A 22,303-nucleotide genomic window follows, 5' to 3' on the forward strand; every position below is an offset into this window, starting at 1 on the left:
GCTCTGGAAGCGAAATGAAAAAAGCGTCCAATGGCGTGGGAATCGTGATCGCGGGCTGCGTACTCAGCGGTGCGGTCATCGGCATCGTTCTTGAACAGCCATCCATCGGCTTTCTTGTCGGCCTTGCTATAGGCGTCGCCGCGGCGGCTGCTCTTACATGGTTCAGCGGAGCTGGCGGCCGACCCAGATAACGCGGCCGATAATATCGATCTCCGCGGGATCGCACTCACCGATATCGGGATAGATGTCATTGTCGCTGGTCACGCGGATGCGCCGACCGGCGGGACTACGCGAGACCCGCTTCACGAGCAGCGTGTCTTCCGCGCGCATGACATAGATGCCGTCTCGCAGATGCTCGCTTGCATCGCCGCGATCAACAAGGATCGGATCACCATCGCCCAATGTGGGCAGCATGGAATCCCCCTGCACCTTGATGACGGACAGAAGGTCCGGATTGCTCTTGCACATATCGGTGACCCAGCGCGCCTGAAAGGCCAAGGCGGACTCCGCGAGTTCCTCCTCGGCCAGCAGCGCCCCGGGCCCTGCGGATGCACCGATCGCGGAAAAATAGGGAATCAGCAGATAATCGTCCGGCTGCCGTTCCCCCGTTGCAAGCAGTGGCCTGGCGCGACGCTCGGCCACCGGACCGCCAAGTTCCGATTCCGGAACATCGAAGTGCCGCGCGAGCTGTCGACGGTCATCGCCATCGAGTTTCTTGGGAACACCACGCTTTATAAACTGCTGAATATAAGCGGCATTCCGGTTTAGCAGCCGCGAAATCGATGCGTAATCGTCCGCGCTGTTGCGGATCAGTTCGTCCAGCCTGTGCCTGATTCGGTCCGAGTCGTTCACATCGCCAATCCTGTCGTTTCGCATGTGATAGAACAAAAGATGAACAAGTTCAACATGATGTTTATTTGCCTAGCATAATAGGAAAATACCTGCATAATTTCCAGCGTGTTGGAACGTGATGAGGACGAGATGACCATTCTAACTCAAATAGATGTCTGCATGCGCAGAACAGGACGCAGCGCCACACGGATTGGACGAGAGTCGGTCCGCGATCCGCGCCTTGTCTTCGATCTCAGAAGGGGACGGCAGCTGCGTGCCGAAACACGAGCGCGCGTACTGCAGTATTTGAATCTCGCCGGGGGTGCCCAGGATGAATTCTGAGGAGTGTGTGCGCGCGCTTTTGGAGACGGCGCTGCGTTTTGTGGCGGCCTCCTTGTGGGAAAAAGGGGGGCAGCGGCAGCTTTCGACCCGACCCGATTGGAAGAATCCTATCGCATCAGTCGAGCGTCTTCATACTGCACCCTGGGCGAGTGGCTCGCTGGAAGGTTACAGAACCGAACTGACGATCAAGATCATCGGAGAGGAGGACGCGGTGAACGCCTATGCCGCTGCGCTGGAGACGCATGTTCTGACGCCGGAGGATCCCGTGACGGGCTATTTCCTGGCCGAGGCTGCGCGTGTCCAAACGGACATGTTTGTGGACGGGGACGGCGGCGCCTACTCTCTGGTCCATTTCGAAACGCTGCTTATTCGCGAATGACGCGATGGTGGGTTCCGGCAAGATGGCGAAGAAGCGCGGGGGCTACGCTCGCGGCGCATTTGCTCCAGTCATAGCGGGAGGCGAGGCGCCCTGCCGCCGCCTCCCGCTCATCGGCTGGAACATTCAGCATCGCGTGAATCGTTTCGGCGAGCGTGCCGGCACGGGCCGTTCTGCCGGCGGCGGGATGCCCCTCCAACATCCACGAGAAAAAGGGGAGGTCGGACGTGACCACGGCGCGGTGGAGCGTCAGCGCAGTCAAGAGCGCGCCGCTTCCGGTGATGTTGCGATAGGGAAGGAGCACCAGATCACTGGCGCCGTGATAGTCGCTCAGTTCCTGTTCGCTGAGGCGGCGAGCGACGATATGCACGTCTGATTGAGCTGCCGCGGCGGCCTTTAGCGCTCCCAGGTCAAAGGTTTCATGCGGTGTCCCGGCGATAAGCAGCTGGACGCCGGGCAGATCGCGAAGCGCAGCAAGTGCCACGTCGAACCCCTTGTAACCGCGCAGCAGCCCGATAATCGATAGAACCGGGCGATCGGGATCCAGTCCCAGCTCCCGGCGAACGCCGTCGGCCGGCCGCGATGGAGGGAAGGCATTGCCGTAATTGCCGTGCGGCATGACGACGACCTCGCCGCGCGGATGAAAGCGGGCGCGTGCCTTCTTGGCCGTTTGCGGGTCGTGACAGATCAGAAGGTCGGCGAAACGACCGAGGAGCAGCCCGCCGAGCCAGTCGCCCGTTGCCGCGCCCTCATGCGGCCTCAGATTATGCACCGTCCAGAAAATCGGCCGCTTCATGCGGCGTGTTTCGGTGAGCAGCCGCGTGAAATCGATCAGCGACTTTGCGGTCACGCGCCCACTTGGGCCGCGCCAGATCGCCTCGGGCCAGTGGAAATGAAGCGCGTCGATCTGCGCCATGGCGGTCCGGAGCGCCTCCGGCGGCCAGGTGGGCAACGTGCCGCTGGCCGCCTCTATGCCGTCCAGATGACCGTAGAACAGATCTAGATAGGCGTTTTCCCGCCAGTTGGGCATCGGCTGGATGCGGAACGGTTGTTCCTGCGGGCGGGCTTTATCGTCTTCGCTCATCGCGGCGGTCACGGTCGCCGGCTCTGACCGAACAGCCCGGACAATTGTCCGCCCAGGCTGACGAAGTCGAGAAGCCCCCCGAAACGCCGGCTTGCCTCAACGCCGCTCAGCGGACCCAGAAGGTAGGTGCCGAGACCCATTATGCCCTGGCGCCACCGCCAGCGGGGTAGGCCCAGAAAGGCCGGGCCGGCCACCTGACCGCGATCCATGCGCGCATTCGATTGCCCGTTCGAATAGGCCCAGCGCATATAATAGGATCGCCTCATCCGGCTTTCCGGAATGGCGTGGCGGATGACGAGCTCGGGCCGGAACTGCCCTCTCTTTCCCGCCCTCAGCAGGCGTTGATGCAATTCCCTGTCCTCGCCCGTGCCGGTGCCCGTCCCGTAGCGGCCATAATCGGGATCGAACGGGCCAACCTCCTCAATCACCGAACGCCGGATGACGAAATTGCCAGCCATCAATTCCCCCGGCCATTCGCCGTAGGTCTGTACCTGCGTGCTGGGCTTCACGATCCCGATGACGGCGGGGTAATTGTGTGTCGGCAGCCAGCGGGGTGGCGGCGCCTCGTAATTCGGTTCGTAAACGCCGGAGATGAAGTCGAGGTCCGCGTCGGCCTTGAACGCTGCAATGGCGGCATGAAACCAGTCCTCTTGCAGGAGTTCGTCGTCGTCGACGAAGCCGACCAGTTCGCCATCCGATGCCGCGATGCCGCGATTGCGGGCCGCCGAGGATCCTTGGCGCGGTTCGAACATATAGGCGAGTTCAGGCCCGTAACGCCGCGCCATGGCCTTGCCGACCTCGGCCGTATCGTCGGTGGAGTTGTTGTCGACGAGGAAGACCCGCCGGCGCCATCCGTTCGGCACCGGGGTCGACATCAGATTCGCGCACAGCGGTTCGATCCGGTCGGACCGGTTGTAGCTGCAAACGACCAGGTCGAAGGTGCGCTGGGTCATGCGGCGCGCTTCAGTCCCGTACGCCGCGCCAGCAGGGAGAGCGTCTTGCTGGCACATCGGCCGGGCCGGTATCCCAGCGCCGCTGCGCGCGCGAGATAGGGCGCGCCGCCGATTTGCGAGTGTGGCGGATCGATCAGCGCCTCTCCCGCGTCATAATAGGCCTTTCCGAGGGCAAAGCGGCGCTGCGCGGGCGAAAGCCTGTCGCCGTACCGCTTCAGGTTCAGCCGGATCATGCGGATCGTATCGCGGCGATGCGTGACCGCCTTTCGCACCATCGTGCTTTCCGGCACGCGGACATAGTCGAACATCGGCTCCTCGATCAGCCCGAGCCGCCCTTCCATGGCGAGGCGAATGAACAGGTCGCGGTCCTCCCCGATCTGAAAACTTTCATCGAAGCCGTTCGAGGGTATGGCCGTCCGCCTTGCGGTCACCGCGCTGGTTTGCAGAAAGGCGTCCCAGAAGAGGGCCAGACGGGGGTCCGGCATGCGAAAAACGCTGTCCGGGATCAGCATCCCGATCGCTCCGCCATCCGGTATGCGGATCGTGCCCTGCGCACCCACGATCGTCAGCTCCGGCCGCGCGTCGAACAGTTGGAGCTGCCGTGATAGCTTTTGCGGCATCCACCTGTCGTCCACGTCGCAGAAGGCGACGATCTCGCCGCGTGCCGCGCCAATGCCGCGGTTGCGCGCCGCAGCCGGGCCGCCATTCCTGCTCGCTTCGAGAACCGCTACGGGGAAGGGGGCTGTGCCGGCCAGCTGTCTCGCCCGCGCCAGACTGTCGTCCGTGCTGGCATCGTCCGCGATAACGACTTCGAAATCGTCCCAGGTCTGACCCGCGAGCCTGTTAAAAAGTTCCGGCAGGTGTGCCGCCCCATTATAGACGGGAACGATGATGGAGACGCGGGGCGTTGCCATTATCGCTGGACACCGCCGGGACGCGGGAAAGCGATCATCGCATAGAGGCGGCGCAGCCACTGCTTCGGGTGCAGCTTACTGGGTGAAGGGAGAAGCGCCGCGGCGCGCTCCAGCTCGGCCCTGTCCTTCAGAAGGAAGGCGGCGCGAAAGGCATGCGGCGCGCGCTCTGCGATCAGCCTGTCGAGATAGGCCCGCTCTTCTTTGTTCCAGTCGAGCGTGCCGCGCAGCCAATCCCAGATGCGCAGCTTGCCGATCTCGCGCTTCAGCGGGTCGCGAACGCTATTTCCCTCGTGCATCCGGTAGCGCACAGTGGGCTTCAGCGAGAGCGCGAGCGGAGAGCGATAGGTTGCGCGCGTGGTGAACTCCATATCCTCGCACTTGATGCCGCGGATCCTGGGATCGAAACCGCCGATGGCTTCGTAATGCTGGCGGCGAATGGCCATGACCGACGGGTAGAAGATCGAAAGTTCGGCCTGATCCTCGACGGGCCAGCGGGCGAAATGCTGATAGCCGCCGGACAGGTTGCCGGGCGGGAAATGTTTCGGAAAGCGGGCGAAGAAGCTCTCCGCCTCGTCCTCGCCATCTTCGAAGCGAACGAAATTCGCGAAGACGGTGTCGGGCGTTCCCGACTGAATCGCCCCCGCCAGCGTTTCCAGATGATCGGGCAGGAACTGGTCGTCGTCGTCCAGAAAGACGAGCCAGTCTCCACTGGCTGCGGCGGCGCCCGTGTTGCGGGCGGCCTGCTGCCCTGCATTGTCCTGCCGGATCACGGTCAGGGGCAGGCCGTCCCGGTCCTTCGTGGCGGGCGTGATGTCCACGGTCGAGCCATCATCGACAACGAAGATTTCCGAGGCCGGCCATGTCTGCGCAGCGACAGAATCGAGCGCCTCCGTCAGAAAGTCCGCTCGGTTATGCGAGATGAGAATGACGGAGAAGCGAGGGCGCCCATTCATGGCTGCGTCCAATAAGGGGAAAAACGGTGCGGCACTAGCACAGTCGTTCTCACCCATCCCGCTTAAGATCGCGTAACCGCCAGCAAGAACGTGCGCATAGTGGTTTCGGACCAGAAAATGGTGGACGCACTAGGGCTCGAACCTAGGACCCGCTGATTAAGAGTCAGCTGCTCTACCAACTGAGCTATGCGTCCACACCGGCATGCCGGTCGGCCAATTCTGGTTGGCCGGAAGTGCCGGATCGACCGGCGGAGGCGGGGAGATAATAGAGTCGGGCCGGCTTGTCAAAGCCTAGATTCGACCAGGACCCTCCGTCAGGCGCGTCCGATCCCTCTGGCCGTGTACGGAGAGCAGGATTCCCACCAGCAAAGTGGCCGTCAGCATGGCCGAACCGCCGTAGCTCATCAATGGGAGCGGAATGCCCACGACGGGCGCAAAGCCCATGACCATGGCCAGGTTGACGAAGACGTAGAAGAACAGCGTTGCGGACATGCCCATGGCGACGAGCTGCGCGAAGATCGTGCGGGCGGTCAGCGCCGTCCCGACACCGCGGGCGATGATGATCGCAAAGCAGGCGATGACGAACAGGCCGCCGATCAGGCCCCATTCCTCCGACATGGTCGCAAAGATGAAGTCGGTGTGCAGTTCCGGAAGATATTGCAGATGACTTTGCGTACCGGACATGAAGCCCTTGCCGCCGATGCCGCCGGAGCCGATGGCGATTTTAGACTGGGTGATATGATAACCCGCCCCGAGGGGATCCGCCTCCGGATCGAGAAAGATCAGGACACGCTTCTGCTGATAGCCGTGCAGCAGAAATTTTACGGCGAGCGGGATCGCAACGATGGCAAGTGCACCGCCCGTGATGAACAGCCAGGCGGACGCGCCGCCAAGGAAGACGATGGCCGTGCCGCCGAACAGGATCGCGAGTGCTGTCCCAAGGTCCGGTTGCAGCATGACGAGTGCGGCGGGAAGAGCGAGAAGCGTTGCAGGAAAAACCAGCGCCTTCCAAGACTTGACGTTCGCTCTTGGAAGAAAGTGATAATACCGCGCCAGCGCGAGAACGACAGCGATCTTCATCAGTTCGGAGGGTTGAAGATTGATGACCCCAAGATTGAGCCAGCGCTGCGATCCGCCGCCGACCTGTCCGATGATTTCGACCGCCAGCAGTAAAATCAGGCACAGACCGTAAATGGGGTAGGCGAAACGCATCCATATCCGCATGTCGAGCTGGCTGATGCCGAGCATCATCACGAACATCGCCGCGAAACGAACCCCCTGATTGAGCGCCCAGGGTCTCAGGCTTCCACCAGCGGCAGAATACAACACCAGCAGACTGAAGCCGCCAAGCGCGAGCACGGCGACGACGGTGAGGAGGGGAAGCCGGTTAAGCCGGTCGGGTAGTGCCAGCGAGGCCATCGGCGCTCTCCGTCCTGATCGTCTCCGGCCGCCTGAACAGGTCCCCCGCGACAGGTGTGATGCCCCAGGCGTCTTCAAGCCGGCGCAGCGAGGCGAGCGCCTTGTCCTTGTCGTAGATGAAGGTCATGACGTCCTTTGCGATCGGGGCTGCCGCAACGCTGCCGCCACCGCCATGTTCGACCGTCACGCTGATTGCGTAACGGGGATTTTCAACCGGCGCGAACGCGATGAACAGACCGTGATCGCGATATTTCCATGGAATGCCGCCGCCCCGGTTCTTGGCCAGCGCGCGGACCTGCGCCGTGCCCGTCTTGCCGCCCATGCGCACGTCGGAAAGCGGCAGGCGTGAACGGCCGGCGGTTCCGGCAGGTCCGTTCACGCAAAGGTCCATGCCATGCCGGACATCCTGCAAATGAACGGGATCGATATCGAGCGGCGCGCCCTGATGACTGTCGCCGGCGAGGAGTGTCGGCATGACCGCATGGCCGCTGGCGACTCGTGCAGCCATCACCGCAAGCTGCAGCGGCGACATGGCGTTATAGCCCTGTCCGATGGAACTGTTCAGCGTTTCGCCGACCAGCCAGTCCTGATTGTAGCGGTCTCGCTTCCACGCTGGATCGGGGAGAATTCCGCTATTCTGATGCGGCAATTGCAACGTGTCGTAGCTTTGCCCGAGACCGAGCTTTGCGCCCATGTCGTGGATCGCCTCGATTCCGATCTGGCGACCGCGCGTATAGAAGTAGACGTTGCAGCTTTGATATATGCCCTTGTAAAGGTCGGTCGCACCGTGGCCACCGCGACGCCAACAGGCGAACCGATGCCGGCCGAGCTGATAGCCGCCACTGCAGACCACCCGGTCGTCCGGACTGATGCCTGCCGCCAGCGCCGCGAGGGCGGTCACGGGCTTGAAGGTCGACCCCGGCGGATAGACACCCTGCACGCATTTGTTGATGAGAGGACGCATCTCATCCCCCATCAGTGCGTCCCATTCCTTCTGACTGATTCCGTCCGAGAAATCGTTGGGATCGAAAGCGGGCATTGAAACCATCGTCAGGATCTCGCCCGTCCGGGTGTCGATCACGACGACGCTGCCGGATTCCGGACCGATCCGGCGCGCGGAGAAGGCCTGCAAATCCCGATCGATAGACAGACGGACGGTTTCGCCGGGCACGTCGGGTTGGGTTTCGAGGTCGCGAATGATGCGGCCCCGCGCATTGACCTCCACCCGCCGCGCGCCCTGCTTGCCGCGCAGCCGTTCGTCGAGTTCGCGCTCGACGCCGTCCTTTCCGACCTTGAACGCGGGATGCAGGAACAGCGGGTCGCGGTCATGCTCCAGCCATTGTTCGCGTGTCGGGGCGCCGACATAGCCCATCAAATGGCCGACCGCCGCTCCCTCGGGATAATAGCGGGTGAAGCCGCGAACCGGCTGGACACCGTCCAGTTCGGGCAGGCGGACGTTGATGGCGCTGTATTCCTGCCAGTCCACATTGCTGGCAATCTCGATCGGCAGATAAGCAGGCTTCGCATCGATTTCCTCGCGAATCCGCTGCATCTCCTCCGGCGGCAGTTTCAGGAAGGACTGAAGCCGGCTGAGCATCGCCGGGATGTCGTCGATCTGCTCGGGAACCATTTCCAGCCGGTATTCCGGCTGATTGATCGCAATTGGCTTTTCATTGCGGTCGACGATCCAGCCGCGCCGGGGCGGGATCAGGCGGACGGCAACGCGGTTTTCTTCCGCCAGCGTACTGTATTTTTCGCTTTCGAAGACCGAGAGATAGACCATCCGGCCGCCGAGCAGCGCCGCGGCAGCAGCCTGCAGGCCGCCGACGAAGATCGCGCGGCGGGTGAAGGTGTGCTGCCTTTCTGCGTCGGTTCTCACTTGGTAAGCCTATCTACGAAACGACGCTGTACGCTGACGAACAGGAATGCGATCAGCGGAAACGCCGCAATCGTGGCTGCCCCTTGCGTCAGGAAGGGAAGCAGCGGCGCGTCCGGGCCGCCAAAGCGGCACAACATCCACAGCACGAACTGGTAGCCCAAAATGAACGGGACCGACATCAGCCAGTCCGCGAACCAGTGTACGCGCCTCGTCAGCGTATCCACATAGTAAATGGCCAACATGAATAAAGGCATAAGAAGGGCGTTCGCCCCAAGCGGCATGTTCAGAAAAAGATCTGCGATGAAGCCAAGCGGCACGGAAGACCACGCCGCAAGCTGGGTCGGGCGGTAGAGCGCGAAGAGAAATAGGAGAAGAAGGCCGAAGTTCGGAATGACGGCGAGCGGCGGGAAAAAGGGTATCGTCGTCAGCAGGAACCCGAACACCGTCGCCAGGAACGGAATGGCGCGCTTCATATTCCCGATGAACAGCGCAACCTTCTCGCCTGTGGACAGGGAGCGATAGGGCCGGCTGCTCATGGGGTCGGCACCGACTCCATGGGCAGGGATGCCTCGGGTTCCTGCTGCTCGGTCACAGCCTCGAAATTCGTGCCCCAAGGCTCCTCGACAAGCACATATTGCGTCAGGGCGGGAAGGGCTGCCGGTCTTGCGAGCGGCGTGTTGTTTTCTTCGGCCCGTACGATCGTCGCGACGGGAATGCCCGGCGAGAACAGCCCGCCATCGCCGGACGTGATCAACCGATCGCCGATTTCGACCTGGTTCGAGGTCGGGCCGGTCAGGTCGACCTGAAGCAGCGGCTGGTTTGCTCCGACGACGAGAGCAGGCAGCCCGGTGCGAACGACGCGAACCGGAATGCGGCTTGAAATATCCGTCACCAGCATGACGCGGGCGGCGTTATGGCCGACCTCCACGGTGCGTCCGATCAGGCCCTGCGGCGTGCGAACGGGCTGCCCCGTGCGGACGCCGTGACGCCAGCCACCGCCGATCAATGCTTCGGAGGAAAAGACGCCGCTCGATGCACCCGAGATGGCGAAGGTGCCGACGCGCGCGCGGTCGGGTTCGACCACACCCATCAGCGCTCGCAATTCCCGGTTCTCGCGGACCGCCTCTTCAAACTGCACGCGCCGGGCGCGGTAGACGGCCTCTCGTCCTTCGAGCCGCTTCACCCGGTTCACGGCATCGAAATAATTGCCGATATTGTCGCTGGCGTTCGACAGGGCGGTGATCGGCACCTGCAGCAGGCGCCAGAACGGCGCGACAGCGTCGGCGCTGGCACCGCGCAGATCGTCGGTGCGCGCCGGCGCGTACCGGCTGAGGATCAGCAGCATGGCCGCAATCAAAAGGACGACGATCAGTACGCCGCGGCCAAGCAGCGCCTGGGTCTGCTCCCGCTTCGTGGTTCGCGATGTCTTGCGGCGGGGCGGCCACGCCATAGACCGCTTCCTACTGAGTTGTCAGGACGCCGCGGTAGACCGGGTCCTCCAGCGCCTTGCCGGTTCCGAAGGCGACACAGGTCAGCGGGTCGTCCGCAACCGTCACGGGCAGGCCGGTCGCGTCGCGAATGACCTCGTCAAGCTGACCGAGCAGGGATCCGCCGCCGGTCATGACGATGCCCTGATCGACGATGTCGGCGGCAAGTTCCGGAGCGGTGTTCTCAAGCGCCTGCCGCACGCCCTCGACGATCTGGCTGACCGGTTCGGAAAGCGCCTCGGCGACCTGCGCCTGGTTGATGGTGATTTCCTTCGGCACGCCGTTCATCAGGTCGCGGCCCTTGATATCGAGCGTGCGGCCGACGCCCTCGGCCGGCGGCTTCGCGGTACCAATGGTCGCCTTGATCCGCTCGGCCGTTGCCTCGCCGATCAGCAGATTATGGTTTCGGCGAACGTAGGAAACGATGGAATCGTCCATCTTGTCGCCGCCGGTGCGCACGCTGGTCGTGTAGGCGATGCCGCGCAGGCTGAGAACGGCCACCTCGGTCGTCCCGCCGCCGATATCGACGACCATCGACCCGATCGGCTCCGTCACCGGCATGCCCGCGCCGATGGCGGCGGCCATGGGCTCGTCGATCAGGTAAACCTGGCTTGCCCCGGCATTCAGCGCCGCGTCGCGGATGGCGCGCCGCTCCACCTTCGTCGATCCGGACGGCACGCAGATGACGATCTCCGGATGCGAAAGAAACCCGCGCTTGTGCACCTTGTTGATGAAGTGCTTGATCATGTCCTCGGCGACGTCGATGTCCGCGATAACGCCTTCCGACAGCGGACGGATGGCCTCAATGGAGCCGGGCGTCTTGCCCATCATCATCTTTGCGTCGTTGCCGACCGCCTTCACGCTCTTCCGCCCATCGATGGTTTCCATCGCCACGACGGACGGTTCGTTCAGCACGATGCCTTCTCCGCGCACATACACGAGCGTGTTGGCCGTGCCGAGGTCGATGGCCATGTCCGAACTGAAGAAGGAAAAGAGCTTGTTGAGCATGCGCTTGGGCGAACTTTCTGGCGGAGGTGGGCAACAGTGTTCCGCCTCATAACGACCTCGGCGACGCTTTGCGAGAAATCATGCAGCGCCGAGCGAGTGAATGCGCAGCCGTAACGGTTTCATGTCCAGTAGCTGTGGAGCGCGTCCGCGCACATTGATAGGTTGGTCCCAAGCATGACGATCCGCCGCCTTCCCGATTCCCTCGTTGACCGCATCGCCGCAGGCGAGGTCGTCGAACGCCCCGCCTCCGCGGTCAAGGAGCTGGTCGAGAATGCGCTCGATGCCGGCGCATCGCGTATCTCCATCGCTCTGGAGGAGGGCGGCGCGCGGCGGATCGAGATTACCGACGACGGCAGCGGCATGGACGCGGACGGCCTCCGCCTTGCTGTCCAACGCCATTGCACGTCCAAATTGGCGGAGGGCGATCTGGAGCGCATCGCCACGCTCGGTTTTCGCGGCGAGGCATTGCCCTCGATCGCCAGTGTCAGCCGTTTCCGCCTGGCCAGCAAGCACGGCGATGCTGAGCCGTGGGCGGTGGAGATCGACCACGGCATGATCGTCTCGGACGGTCCGGCGGCGCGGCCTGCCGGTACGCAGGTCGTCGTCGAGGACCTGTTCGGAAAGGTGCCCGCGCGCAGGAAGTTTCTGAAGTCAACGCGTGCGGAACTTGGCGCGATCAACGACTGCGTGCGCCGCCTCGCCATGGCGCGTGCCGATGTGGCGTTCGAACTGCTGCACGAGGGGCGGCGGCTGATCGATGCGCCGGGTGCCGGCTCATTGCTGGAGAGCGCGCGAGTGGAACGGCTCGGGGCGCTTCTCGGTCGTGACTTCGCGGCGAATGCCGTTCCCGTGGACCTCGAGAGGGACGGGCTGCATATTGGCGGGCTTGCAGGGGTGCCGACGTTCAATCGGGGTGCGGCGGACCACCAGTATCTGTTCGTGAACGGGCGTCCGGTAAAGGACCGGCTGCTGCTGGGCGCGGTGCGCGGCGCCTATCGCGACCTTCTGGCGCGCGATCGGCATCCGGTCCTCGCGCTCTTCCTCGAAGTGCCGCATGAATTCGTCGACGTGAACGTGCATCCCGCCAAGACGGAAGTGCGCTTTCGGGATCCCGCCATGGTCCGCGGCATGATCGTTTCCGGACTGCGCCGCGCGCTCGATCTCGGTAGCGGTCACGCCGCGACGACGGTGTCCGACGACGCGCTGTCCCGCTTTCGGCCGGAGGAGATGTCTTCGACCGCGGCGCAGACAGAGCCGGCACCGCTTCCGCCGGAATCGCGGATGTTCGGGGAAAGCCGCCTCAGCTTTGCGGCGCCGCCCATCGCGCGGCCCGTGGAGACTGACCCGCAAGAGGCCGCGGCGCGGGACGAACCCCAGGGCGAAGGCGTCGATTTGCGCGAGTTCCCGCTCGGCGCGGCGCGCGGACAGGTGCACGAAAGCTGGATCGTTGCGGAAACGGCGGATCACCTGATCCTCGTGGATCAACATGCGGCGCACGAACGCCTGACCTTGGAGAAAATGAAGGCGGGCGCCGCCAATGGGGGCGTGACGACGCAGGCGCTGTTGATGCCCGATATCGTCGACCTGACGGAGGACGAAGCGGACGCGGTTGAGGCGCACGCGGCGTCCCTTGCCGACCTGGGGCTGGAGGTTGAACGCTTCGGACCCGGCGCGATCATGGTTCGCGCGGTGCCGGCCATCCTCGCAAATCGCCTGGACGTTGCGGGCCTCGTTCGCGATCTGGCCGACGATATTCGCTCGCTGGGGGCCGCCCACACGCTCAAGGAGCGGATCGACGAGGTGTTCGCGACCATGGCCTGTCACGCCAGCGTCCGCTCCGGCCGCCGCCTTGCGCTGCCGGAAATGAACGCGCTGCTGCGGGAGATGGAGGCGACGCCGCATAGCGGCCAGTGCAATCATGGTCGTCCGACCTATGTAAAGCTGGCGCGCGCCGACATCGAGAAGCTGTTCGGGAGACGCTGATCGCTATCCTTCGGCTTACGGGACGAGAATCTCGATTTCGCCTGGGCTGGTGCCGGCGATGGCGGTCATGTCGACCACTTCGGGGGTCATATTGCCCAGTTCGCCGGGCATTGCGCCCTGCAGCCATGCGCCGAGTTCGTTCGCCGCGGCCTTGTCCGCCCTGTTGAAAAAGCGGGTGCTGGGGGTGCGGATCGGAAAGCTGGCATCGTCCACCGAATCGACATCCCAACCGTTGAGGCGGAGCGCCCGCGCGACGTCGTTTGCGCGGTCCTCGCTCGCGTCGTTCCCGTCGACATAGTAGATCTTGACGCTGGCCGGACGCACGCGTCCCTGATTGGCGGTTCGCGGCGCCGACACCACGGCGCGGACGCTTTGCGCCGCCGAGGTGCGCGGCGGGGAGGGGGCGGACTGCCGGGTTCGGGGTGTAGGCCCATCCCGGCGCGGCCGCTCGGCTGCGTCCGTATCTTCGCTTCGTTCCGCGGTCTGGTTCGTCTCTTCTGCCTCCTCAGCCTCAGGCGCCTCCCGATCAAGAGCCTCCTCCTCCTCTCCCTCTTCGCTGCGAAGCGATGAGGCATCGCTGCCTTCGGTCATGTCGGGCAGCGCAAGCGGGTCTTGCCCGCTCGGGGCATCCGGCGCTTCGGCGGGTGTGCGAACGCTCTCCGGCCCACCCGACTCTGCCGCAGGCTCCCCTCGCAGCAGGAGCACCGCCGCCAGTGCCGCCGCTGTCCCCGCTACCGCTCCGCCGGCCACCATTTTCGCGATACCGCCGCGTTTGACGGTCGTCTTTGTCGCCGGCCGGGCCTCGCCTGGTTTGAGGTTCGCCGCTGCCGTGGGGGCGGGGCGAGGGGGCGCAGCGTCATCAGGCGCAGTCAGGGGGCGGAAGGGGGCTGTGACCGCTGCCGCACCGGCGGCATCAGCAGCGCTGGCGCCACCTTTCGCCTTGTGCGCCTCCTCCGCCGTCTCCGCTTCCTCGTCGTTCGCCGCCGCAGCAGCGCTGGCAGCCGCCCTTGCATCATCCTGGCTTGCCGCACCGCTGTCTGCCGCTTCAGCGCGCGCCTCTTCTGGGGCGGTCCGGTCTGCAGGACCGGGGTGAGCGTTCCCGCCGCTTCCGGCTTGCCCCTCGATCTCACCGGCTGTCTTTGCCGCCTCCACATGAGCGGCGGTGACGACGGTTTCCCCGGCGACCATGGCCTCGACCATCGAGCGGCCAACGAGCGCGCGCAACTGCCTAAGCGAGCCGCCTGCGCTGCGAACAAGTTCCGACACGGCCTCGCGGCTTAGCAGGGTGGGGTCGCCGCCGGCTGTTTCTATCGCGCTGCGCAGATATACGGCGGCATCGACGGGCGACATGGGCCTCAGCTTCACGAGCTTGTCGGCAGCGGCGCTGACGTCCGCGTCCGGCTCGCCCCCATAAGCGGCAACGAGAATCCCGTCCGCCTTCGACCTTAGCCGCTTCTCAAGTTCACCCGGCGGCAGTCGATCCGCCTCATCGAGCATGTCGAGTTGGGGGGATGCATCTTTATGCTCCGGCGCCGCCGCGCTGATCTTGTCCCGCGCCAAATTCATCGTGGTGGTCAGGCCGCTGCCGGGCGCGCCGACCAGCAGGATACGGCGCGCGCCTTGGCGAACGGCGGCGGCGATCTCGTTCGCGGCCATGATTGCATTGGTGACGGCCACGCTGCCGGGACGGAAGGGCATCGTCTTCAGCGAGAAATGTTCCGTCAAATCCATGGCTCTGTCCCCGCATCCGGCCAATTTCTATGCGCTGTCAGAACGAAAGCGGAGCGGTTTCGCTCCGGTGCGGCCAGCCTCCTCATCTGCGGGCCAATTCGACGATCTGCGTGGCGAGCCGCTCCGCTTCCGTGCGGTCGTGGGTGACGTAGAGGATTGGCAGCCTCAGTTCGTCGCGAATGCGTTCTATCAGCGTCATGATCTCCTCGGCGCGGCGCCGGTCCAGCGATACGAGCGGTTCGTCCATCAGCAGGAACTCGGCCCCGGACAGTAGGGCCCTGCCGATGGCCACGCGGCGAGCCTCTCCGCCCGACAGGCTGCGCGGCCATCGATCGAGAAGCGGTTCGAGCGCCAGAAGCGCGACAATATCGTCGCGGTCGAGTGAACCCGCAGTTCCGTAATCGAGATTGGCCTGGACCCGCATATGCGGAAACAGCCGCATGTCCTGAAAGACATAGCCGCACCGTCTTGTTTCCGGCCGCAAATCGATGCCGTCCCCGAACAAGGTCCGGCCGGCAACGCGAATATGACCCCGGTCGGGGGCGACGAGGCCCGCCACCGCGCTGAGGATGCTGGTCTTGCCGGCACCCGAGGGGCCGAACAGGACGGTGAGGCCGGGCGGCGTGTCGAAGGCGGCGGAAATATGCCGTTCGCCGCGATGCAGATCGATATCGACGTTAAAGGACATGAAGCCCCTTGCCCGCACGCCGAGCGAGTATCTCGGACAGGATCAGCGCACCCAGCGAAAGCGCGATCGAAATGGCCGCGAGGCGCAGCACCGCGGTTTCTCCGTTCGGCATCTGCAAGGCCGAGTAGATGGCCAGCGGCAGCGTCCGCGTTTCGCCCGGAATATTGGAGACGAAGGTGATCGTCGCGCCGAACTCGCCAAGTGCCCTGGCAAAACCCAGGACGGTGCCGGCGAGAATGCCGGGCAGCGACAGGGGCAGCGTCACGGTGACGAATGCGCGCCACGGCGATGCGCCGAGCGTGCGCGCGGCCTGCTCCAGCCGACGGTCGACATTTTCGAGGCTAAGGCGGAGAGCGCGGACCATCAGGGGGAGGGCCATGACCCCGGCGGCAATGGCGGCGCCGGTCCAGCGGAACAGCACCGTCGTACCGAAAAGGGCTTGCGTCATTCGGCCGATCGGCCCGCCGGGGGCAAACAGAAGAAGGAGCAGCCACCCCGTCACGACCGGGGGCAGCACCAGCGGCAGATGCACGATGCCATCGAGGAGGACCTTGCCGGGAAAGCGGGGACGGGCGAGCAGCCAGGCGAGGCCGAAGGCGACCGGGAGCGTAACGGCAATCGCGACCGCACCCACCTGCAGCGATAGCGCGACGATTTCCCATTCCGCGCCGACAGGCATGATCCCGGCTCAGCGGTCGTTTGCGGCGGGAGCGAACCCGTAGCGGCGGAAGATCGCCTGCGCCCGCGGCGAGGTCAGGAAATCGAGAAACGGGGCGGCATCCTCGTGGCTTGCGGTCTTCAGAAGCGCGGCGGGATAAACAATTGGTGCGTGCGCCCGCGGTGCGAAGCGGCCGGCGATCCTGACTGCCTTTGAGGCGCGCGCATCGGTCTGGTAAACGATTCCATAGGGCGCTGCGCCGCGCTCGACGAGGGCCAGGGCCGCACGCACATTTTCCGTGCGGGCAAGATCGCCCTCAACCCGGTTCCAGACCCCCATTTTCGTAAGCGCGGCCTTCGCATAGCGTCCGGCGGGGACGCTTTCCGTGTCGGCGACCGCGAGTGGCCGCCCCTCCACTGCGTTCAGAAACGCCGCCGGATCGCCCAGCCATGCGCCGTCCTCGCCGGCGACGATGACCAGGCGGTTGCGCGCCAAGATATGGCGGCTGTCCGCCTGCAGATGGTCACCCTTCTGCAGATAATCCATCCACTGCCGATCCGCGGAGATGAAGATGTCTGCCGGTGCGCCCGCCGCTGCCTGCCGCGCGATCGCCTGCGTTCCCGCAAAGGAGAGAACCGGCCGTTCGCACCCCCTGGCTGCCCAGTCATCCGCAAGCGCCACCATCACATCCTGCAGGCTTGCCGCAGCGAGGACGAGCGGTCCCTCCGCGCGCGCAGAGGTGGGCGACACCAGGAGTGCCGCAAGAAGAACCGCGAAAAAAGCGGGCAGTCCGCGCATCATTCCGGCCGTCCGCGCGCGCTTGCGATCGCGGCCTTCAGGGCGTCGTACCCTGCCGCGCCGTCGATAAGCTGGTCGCCAACGATATAAGCGGGCGTTCCGCCGATACCGAGTGCGCGGGCCATGGCCAGATTGCCGTCAATCTCCCGGCGGATCCGGTCGTCCTGATCGGCGCGGCCGATCACATCCGGGCTGAGCCCGACATCCTCGGCCACGGTTTTCGCCTTGTCCTCGGTAACCCGTCCGCCTTCGAACAGGGCACCATGGAATGCGCCGTATCGGCCGGCTTCCGCGGCCGCGAGGCTGATTTCCGCCGCACTGCGGCTGGCCGGACCGAGGACCGGGATATTGCGCCAGACGACCTTCAGATCGTCATCCTCCCGCAGGAGCCGCTGCACATCCTCATGTGAACGGCGGCAATAGGGGCAATTATAATCGAAGAACTCGACCATGACGACATCGGCGTCTTCCGCGCCCGCCCAGGCGCTGGCGTACGGCGTTTCCAACGCGTCGCGATTGGCTTCGATGGCCTTTGCGACGCCCCGGTTTTGCAGCACGTCGATGGCTTCGGGAATGATTTCGGGATGTTCGAGGATATAGGTACGGACGATCGACTCGATCGCCGCGCTCTCCTGAGAGGTAAATGCGCCGCCACTGCCCCTCGTCGTTTGGCTGGGCGCGAGCACCAAGGCGCCGACGCCGACAGCGAGAAGCACCAACACGCCGCCGAGCAGCCAGCCCCTGTATCCCGTCATCATCCGCAGTGGTTCAGTCTCGTCCGTCTTCGATTTCGTTCTGCGCGACCATTAGGATGTCCTGCGCGCGAATCCAATCGGGCGTTCCCTTGGGAATGCCGTTCATGGCCATTTGCGCGCTGCGCACCGCCAGCTCCGGCTGCCGCGACATGCTGTGCTGTTCAGCAGAGGCGAGAGCAGCGCGCGCCTCGTCTCCCGTCTGCGAATAGGCGATACCGAGTTGATACCAGGCGAAGGGGTTCAAACGATCGTGCGCGACAGCGCCCCTTAAGACTTCGATGGCGCGGGGCAGCATGTCCGGATCCTCCGACGCGATCAGGGCATGGCCCAGCAGGGTCGCGATCAGCGGCTGGTCCGGCGCATTCTCGATGGCGCGTTCCAGCGGCGCAACGGCGTCCTCCGGGCGTCCGGATTCCAGGAGGACCTGCCCCTTCAGCTCAAGAATGTAAGGATCGTTGGGATTCTCCGCGAGCAGGGCGTCCGTTTCCGCCGCAGCCTGGTCCGGGTACGCGCCCTTATGCCAGGCATAAGCCCGCGCGACCCGCGCGGGGGCGGACGTGTCGGATTCGGGATATTTGCGCAAGGTACGCTCCGGGTCCTCGATGAAGCCGAACAGCTTTGCCTTGATACGCTCGAACTGCGCCTCCAGCTTCGGATCGGTCGGCGTGTCCCAGTAGGGCGACTGCCGATACAGGCTCTCAAGGGCCGAAATGCGATCGGCGGACAGTGGGTGCGTCCGCATGTAATCATTGTCCTGCGGGATCGCGTAACGATATTCCTGATTCTGGATTTTCTCGAAAAATTCGATGGAGCCTCGTCCGGAAATACCCGCCCGTTCGAGATACCGGGCGCCGGCCTGGTCCGTGCGGGATTCCTGCTGCCGGTTGAATGCTAGGACCTTGCCGAGGGCCGCGCGCTGGCCAAGGCCCATGATTGCCATCCCGGCCTCCCCGGCACCGGCAGCGATAGCGCCCACGGCCGCGAGCAGAGAGAGGATTGAGACCGAACTGGCGCCCTTCATGCCTTCCGGGCCGAAGCGGACGGAATGGCCCGCCGCGATATGGCCAAGCTCGTGCGCGATAATGCCCTGCAGCTGGTTGGCGTTGTCGGCCTGCAGGATCGTACCGGAATGTACGTAGATCGTCTGCCCCGTCATCACGAAGGCGTTGAGGCTGGGATCGTTGATCAGCACGAGTTCGACATTGCGCGGGTCGAGGCCGGCAGCCTTCGCCAGAGGCGTCGCCATCTCGTGCAGCCACGCCTCGGTCTCCGCATCGCGCAGAATGCTTTGTGCATGCGCCGGACGCACGGCCAGCATCACCGCAAGCATCAGGGCCAGAACGGAGCGGATCAGGGTCATGGTGCGCATTTAGAACGCATACGTGAACCGCGTCTGAAATCCCGTGAGCAGGCTGGCAAACCCTGACGCATCGACGCTGATATGAGATGCGGCTGTCCGTACCGAACAGACAGCCGCATATCGATCAGGCGCCGAATGTGCGTTGCCACCAGCCCTTTCGCTTCGGCGTATCGCCATCGGGGTCATTGGCTGCGGCAGGTTCCGGGGTCTGGGCGGTTTGATCCGCTGCGCCCGCCTCGGCACCATCGGTCACGCGAGGCGTGTCGGCGGCTGCTTCCGCTGGTGCGTCTTCGGTCTTCTTCTTGCGGCGCGCCCGCGGCTTCGGCTTTGGCGCATCATCGGCGGGGGCGGCGGGGCTGCTGTCGCCCTCCTCCGCCTTCGATGTCGCGGCCTTGCGCGTCCGGCGGCGGGCCGGCTTCTTCGCAGGCGCTTCGGCGGCCTCTACGCCCGCCGCTTCGTCAGCCTTCGCTTCACCGGTATCCGCGCTCTCGGCCATCGTGTCCGCGGCCTGCGATGCATCCTCGTCCGCGGATGCCGTCTTGCGGCGGCGACGCGGTTTGCGGGCCGGTTTTTCCTTCACCTCTTCCTCAGCCTGCGGCGCGTCCGCGGCAGCGGCGATATCGAGGTCGGCGGCCGGTTCGGCCTGCGCCTCTGCGACCTTGCGGTCGTCTGACTCCGCCTCGGGGCGCTCTTCGCTGGCTGCGTCCGCCTGTTCGCTGCTCTGCCGCTCTTCGTTCCGGCGGCGACCGCGTCCACCCCGACGGCCCCGACGGCGGCGGCTAGAGCGCCCGTCATCGGCGTCGGCATCGGCGCCGTGTTCGCGATCTGCCCGTTCGGCCGGCTCCTCGCGGCCCTGGTCATCGCCGGACGATCCACGCGCTTCGCGGCTATCCTCATCATGCGCCGTTTCGTCGCGAGTCCCCTCCTCGCGGTCGCGGCCTCCGCGCCTGCGGCGATTGCGTCCGCCCCGGCGCCGCCGTCCGCGTCCACGGTCGGAATCGCGGTCGCGATCCTCCTCGCGTCCCTCGCCGCGCGCGGTACGCTCATCGGCTTCCTCGTCTTCGTAATCGTCGACGATATCCTCTTCGGGTTCCTGCTCCTGCAGCCCGTCCGGACGGGAAATGTCGACCGTGGGGCGCGGCGCTCCGCCCCGGGCCTCGATCTCCCGCTCGTTGATGTGCATTTCGTCCTCGGGACAGATGCGCACATGAATGCCGTAGCGTTCCTCGAGGTTGTTCAGCGAACGCCGCTTTTCATTGACGAGGTAGACCGCGACCTCAGCCGGCAGATGCAGGCTGAAATCATTGTGCTGACCCTTGAGGGCCATGGCCTCAACTTCACGCAGCGCGCCCAGCGCAGCCGATTCCACCGTGCGGACGATGCCCGCACCGTCGCAGACCGGGCACGTGCTGGTCGACGCTTCCAGAACGCCGGTGCGCAGACGCTGCCGGCTCATCTCCATCAGACCGAACTGCGAGATGCGGCCGACCTGAATGCGCGCCCGGTCGTCCTTCAGCGCTTCCTTCAGCGCCTTTTCGACCTTCCGCACGTTGCTGCCATGATCCATATCGATGAAATCGATGACGATCAGGCCCGCCATGTCGCGCAGCTTCAGCTGCCGTGCGATCTCTCGCGCCGCCTCCACGTTCGTCTTGTAGGCGGTTTCCTCGATATTGTGTTCGCGCGTGGACTTGCCGGAGTTGATGTCGATCGAGACGAGCGCTTCGGTCGGATTGATGACGAGATAGCCGCCCGATTTCAGCCGGACCGTCGGATGGTACATTTCCGACAATTGCTCCTCGACGCGGTAGCGCTGATAGATGGGCACCGGGTCGGCATAGTGCTGCACCTTGCGCGCATGGCTCGGCATCAGCAGCTTCATGAAGCCCTTTGCGGCCTTGTAGCCCTCCTCGCCGTCGACCAGCACCTCTTCTATGTCGCGCGAATAAAGATCCCGGATGGCCCTCTTGATGAGGTCCGAATCCTCATGGATCAGCGCGGGAGCCGAGGATGCGAGGGTCAACTGACGAACCTCGTCCCACAGCCGCGAGAGGTAATCGAAGTCGCGCTTGATCTCCGGCTTCGTGCGGCTGGCGCCTGCCGTACGGACGATCACGCCCATATGCGCCGGCAGGTTCATCTCGCTGACGATGGATTTCAGGCGCTTGCGATCCGCGGCGCTTGCGATCTTGCGACTGATCCCGCCGCCATGACTGGTGTTCGGCATCAGCACCGAATACCGGCCGGCGAGGCTGAGATAGGTGGTGAGGGCAGCGCCCTTGTTGCCGCGCTCTTCCTTGACGACCTGAACCAGCAGCACCTGACGGCGCTTGATGACTTCCTGGATCTTGTAGCGCCGGCGGAGGTTCTGACGCTTCTTCCTCAACGCCTCGTTGGAGGCGTTATCCACATGATCGTCGCCGCCCGTGTCATGATCGTCATGATCGTGCTCGTCATGCTCATCGTCATGATCGTGATGGTCTTCGTCCTCGGCCGTCTCGCTGTCCTCGTCGCGGCGGCGGCGTTTCGTGCGGCGGCTTTCGACCTCCTCGTCATGCTCCTGCGCAGCGGCGCGCTCTTCCGCGAGAAGCGCGTCCCGGTCGGCCTTCGGGATCTGGTAATAGTCCGGATGGATTTCCGAAAACGCCAGGAAACCATGACGATTGCCGCCGTAATCGACGAAGGCTGCCTGCAGCGACGGCTCGACGCGCGTCACCTTCGCCAAATAGATATTGCCCTTGATCTGAGCCCGCTGAGCGGACTCGAAATCAAACTCCTCGATCCGGTTTCCCTTGACGACCGCGACCCGGGTTTCCTCCGGGTGGCGCGCGTCGATCAGCATACGCGTTGCCATTGATATTTCTCCGTAGCCCACGGCCTGCTGCTCCTCTGACGAGCGCGTCCGGGGCGTGTGTTGAAAGGCGCGCGGGAGAAGCCCGGCGCCGGACTGTTAAGACGAGTGGGGCAGGGCGGTCGGCGGCACGTATGGCCAGGCGGGGCGCCTGGTCCTTCGTGTCGAAACATGCCGTCTTCATACCGCTTGCCAAAACCTTCAGAATCTGGCGCCGTCATCAAGACGGTCGC

At 64.5% G+C, this 22,303-nt stretch carries 19 protein-coding genes and 1 tRNA gene; 2 read left to right on the forward strand and 18 right to left on the reverse strand.

Features of this window, described 5'->3' with window-relative positions; all coding sequences use genetic code 11:
• Positions 1-162: 162 nt before the first annotated feature.
• Positions 163-852: a S24 family peptidase gene (locus C725_RS12505; protein WP_038283259.1), complete on the reverse strand. Its 690-nt coding sequence runs from the start codon at positions 850-852 to the stop codon at positions 163-165.
• 310 nt (positions 853-1,162) lie between these two features.
• Between C725_RS12505 and C725_RS12510 the strand changes: the two genes are divergently transcribed.
• Positions 1,163-1,552: a hypothetical protein gene (locus tag C725_RS12510; protein ID WP_038283215.1), complete on the forward strand. Its 390-nt coding sequence runs from the start codon at positions 1,163-1,165 to the stop codon at positions 1,550-1,552.
• Here the strand turns inward: C725_RS12510 and C725_RS12515 are convergent.
• From C725_RS12515 to C725_RS12560, 10 genes are all read right to left on the reverse strand, one after another.
• The gene (locus tag C725_RS12515) at positions 1,539-2,633 is read right to left on the reverse strand and encodes a glycosyltransferase (protein WP_149864673.1); all 1,095 of its coding nucleotides are present in this window, start codon (positions 2,631-2,633) and stop codon (positions 1,539-1,541) included. The two genes, C725_RS12510 and C725_RS12515, sit on opposite strands and share 14 nt — an antisense overlap.
• An 8-nt stretch (positions 2,634-2,641) precedes the next feature.
• Positions 2,642-3,586 (reverse strand): glycosyltransferase family 2 protein, encoded by a 945-nt coding sequence (locus C725_RS12520; protein WP_008603528.1) that lies wholly within the window; start codon positions 3,584-3,586, stop codon positions 2,642-2,644.
• Positions 3,583-4,500 (reverse strand): glycosyltransferase family 2 protein, encoded by a 918-nt coding sequence (locus C725_RS15445; RefSeq protein WP_008603529.1) that lies wholly within the window; start codon positions 4,498-4,500, stop codon positions 3,583-3,585. The genes C725_RS12520 and C725_RS15445 overlap by 4 nt, the downstream gene beginning before the upstream one ends.
• A complete protein-coding gene (locus C725_RS15450) occupies positions 4,500-5,453 on the reverse strand; it encodes a glycosyltransferase family 2 protein (protein WP_008603530.1) in 954 nt (317 codons plus the stop codon). Before C725_RS15450 ends, C725_RS15445 begins: the two co-directional genes overlap by 1 nt.
• Before the next feature lie 118 nt (positions 5,454-5,571).
• Positions 5,572-5,647: transfer RNA gene (locus C725_RS12535), tRNA-Lys, on the reverse strand.
• Positions 5,648-5,744: 97 nt separating this feature from the next.
• Entirely contained in the window at positions 5,745-6,872 is a 1,128-nt protein-coding gene (gene rodA / locus C725_RS12540) for a rod shape-determining protein RodA (RefSeq protein ID WP_008603532.1), read from the reverse strand.
• Positions 6,841-8,751 (reverse strand): penicillin-binding protein 2, encoded by a 1,911-nt coding sequence (gene mrdA, locus C725_RS12545; protein WP_008603533.1) that lies wholly within the window; start codon positions 8,749-8,751, stop codon positions 6,841-6,843. Before mrdA ends, rodA begins: the two co-directional genes overlap by 32 nt.
• The gene (gene mreD, locus C725_RS15455) at positions 8,748-9,287 is read right to left on the reverse strand and encodes a rod shape-determining protein MreD (RefSeq protein WP_008603534.1); all 540 of its coding nucleotides are present in this window, start codon (positions 9,285-9,287) and stop codon (positions 8,748-8,750) included. The genes mrdA and mreD overlap by 4 nt, the downstream gene beginning before the upstream one ends.
• Complete coding sequence (locus C725_RS15460; RefSeq protein ID WP_008603535.1) at positions 9,284-10,201, reverse strand: rod shape-determining protein MreC; 918 nt, start codon at positions 10,199-10,201, stop codon at positions 9,284-9,286. Before C725_RS15460 ends, mreD begins: the two co-directional genes overlap by 4 nt.
• 10 nt (positions 10,202-10,211) lie before the next feature.
• A complete protein-coding gene (locus C725_RS12560; protein WP_008603536.1) occupies positions 10,212-11,246 on the reverse strand; it encodes a rod shape-determining protein in 1,035 nt (344 codons plus the stop codon).
• Positions 11,247-11,420: 174 nt separating this feature from the next.
• On the opposite strand from C725_RS12560, the gene mutL reads away from it, so the two are divergent.
• The gene (mutL, locus tag C725_RS12565) at positions 11,421-13,229 is read left to right on the forward strand and encodes a DNA mismatch repair endonuclease MutL (RefSeq protein ID WP_008603537.1); all 1,809 of its coding nucleotides are present in this window, start codon (positions 11,421-11,423) and stop codon (positions 13,227-13,229) included.
• Positions 13,230-13,244: 15 nt separating this feature from the next.
• Here the strand turns inward: mutL and C725_RS12570 are convergent, their stop codons facing one another.
• The 7 genes from C725_RS12570 to C725_RS12600 form a co-directional block, all read right to left on the reverse strand.
• The gene (locus C725_RS12570; RefSeq protein WP_008603539.1) at positions 13,245-14,960 is read right to left on the reverse strand and encodes a hypothetical protein; all 1,716 of its coding nucleotides are present in this window, start codon (positions 14,958-14,960) and stop codon (positions 13,245-13,247) included.
• Positions 14,961-15,042: 82 nt separating this feature from the next.
• Positions 15,043-15,648, reverse strand: coding sequence for an ATP-binding cassette domain-containing protein (locus tag C725_RS12575; protein ID WP_008603540.1), 606 nt, complete (start codon positions 15,646-15,648; stop codon positions 15,043-15,045).
• The gene (gene modB / locus C725_RS12580; RefSeq protein ID WP_008603541.1) at positions 15,638-16,327 is read right to left on the reverse strand and encodes a molybdate ABC transporter permease subunit; all 690 of its coding nucleotides are present in this window, start codon (positions 16,325-16,327) and stop codon (positions 15,638-15,640) included. The genes C725_RS12575 and modB overlap by 11 nt, the downstream gene beginning before the upstream one ends.
• Before the next feature lie 9 nt (positions 16,328-16,336).
• A complete protein-coding gene (modA, locus tag C725_RS12585; RefSeq protein WP_008603542.1) occupies positions 16,337-17,107 on the reverse strand; it encodes a molybdate ABC transporter substrate-binding protein in 771 nt (256 codons plus the stop codon).
• Positions 17,104-17,862 carry a DsbA family protein gene (locus C725_RS12590; protein ID WP_008603543.1) on the reverse strand — a complete coding sequence of 253 codons (759 nt, stop codon included), beginning with the start codon at positions 17,860-17,862 and terminating at the stop codon, positions 17,104-17,106. The genes modA and C725_RS12590 overlap by 4 nt, the downstream gene beginning before the upstream one ends.
• Positions 17,863-17,872: 10 nt before the next feature.
• Complete coding sequence (locus C725_RS12595; RefSeq protein WP_008603544.1) at positions 17,873-19,219, reverse strand: M48 family metalloprotease; 1,347 nt, start codon at positions 19,217-19,219, stop codon at positions 17,873-17,875.
• 124 nt (positions 19,220-19,343) lie between these two features.
• Positions 19,344-22,073, reverse strand: a complete 2,730-nt coding sequence (locus C725_RS12600; RefSeq protein ID WP_243442750.1) for an Rne/Rng family ribonuclease — start codon at positions 22,071-22,073, stop codon at positions 19,344-19,346.
• Positions 22,074-22,303: the final 230 nt, after the last annotated feature.

Origin of the sequence: Pacificimonas flava (assembly GCF_000342165.1) — a bacterium.
GTDB lineage: Bacteria > Pseudomonadota > Alphaproteobacteria > Sphingomonadales > Sphingomonadaceae > Pacificimonas > Pacificimonas flava.

What these genes read in the sequence shown, in the direction of transcription:
- C725_RS12590 (WP_008603543.1), bottom strand. Translation starts at nt 17,862, where the DNA reads ATGATGACGGGATACAGGGGCTGGCTGCTCGGCGGCGTGTTGGTGCTT.
- modA (WP_008603542.1), bottom strand. Translation starts at nt 17,107, where the DNA reads ATGATGCGCGGACTGCCCGCTTTTTTCGCGGTTCTTCTTGCGGCACTC.
- C725_RS15450 (WP_008603530.1), bottom strand. Translation starts at nt 5,453, where the DNA reads ATGAATGGGCGCCCTCGCTTCTCCGTCATTCTCATCTCGCATAACCGA.
- C725_RS12515 (WP_149864673.1), bottom strand. Translation starts at nt 2,633, where the DNA reads ATGAGCGAAGACGATAAAGCCCGCCCGCAGGAACAACCGTTCCGCATC.
- C725_RS12595 (WP_008603544.1), bottom strand. Translation starts at nt 19,219, where the DNA reads ATGACCCTGATCCGCTCCGTTCTGGCCCTGATGCTTGCGGTGATGCTG.
- mutL (WP_008603537.1), top strand. Translation starts at nt 11,421, where the DNA reads ATGACGATCCGCCGCCTTCCCGATTCCCTCGTTGACCGCATCGCCGCA.
- C725_RS12600 (WP_243442750.1), bottom strand. Translation starts at nt 22,073, where the DNA reads ATGGCAACGCGTATGCTGATCGACGCGCGCCACCCGGAGGAAACCCGG.
- rodA (WP_008603532.1), bottom strand. Translation starts at nt 6,872, where the DNA reads ATGGCCTCGCTGGCACTACCCGACCGGCTTAACCGGCTTCCCCTCCTC.
- C725_RS15460 (WP_008603535.1), bottom strand. Translation starts at nt 10,201, where the DNA reads ATGGCGTGGCCGCCCCGCCGCAAGACATCGCGAACCACGAAGCGGGAG.
- C725_RS12570 (WP_008603539.1), bottom strand. Translation starts at nt 14,960, where the DNA reads ATGGATTTGACGGAACATTTCTCGCTGAAGACGATGCCCTTCCGTCCC.
- C725_RS12575 (WP_008603540.1), bottom strand. Translation starts at nt 15,648, where the DNA reads ATGTCCTTTAACGTCGATATCGATCTGCATCGCGGCGAACGGCATATT.
- C725_RS12510 (WP_038283215.1), top strand. Translation starts at nt 1,163, where the DNA reads ATGAATTCTGAGGAGTGTGTGCGCGCGCTTTTGGAGACGGCGCTGCGT.
- mreD (WP_008603534.1), bottom strand. Translation starts at nt 9,287, where the DNA reads ATGAGCAGCCGGCCCTATCGCTCCCTGTCCACAGGCGAGAAGGTTGCG.
- C725_RS12560 (WP_008603536.1), bottom strand. Translation starts at nt 11,246, where the DNA reads ATGCTCAACAAGCTCTTTTCCTTCTTCAGTTCGGACATGGCCATCGAC.
- modB (WP_008603541.1), bottom strand. Translation starts at nt 16,327, where the DNA reads ATGCCTGTCGGCGCGGAATGGGAAATCGTCGCGCTATCGCTGCAGGTG.
- C725_RS15445 (WP_008603529.1), bottom strand. Translation starts at nt 4,500, where the DNA reads ATGGCAACGCCCCGCGTCTCCATCATCGTTCCCGTCTATAATGGGGCG.
- C725_RS12520 (WP_008603528.1), bottom strand. Translation starts at nt 3,586, where the DNA reads ATGACCCAGCGCACCTTCGACCTGGTCGTTTGCAGCTACAACCGGTCC.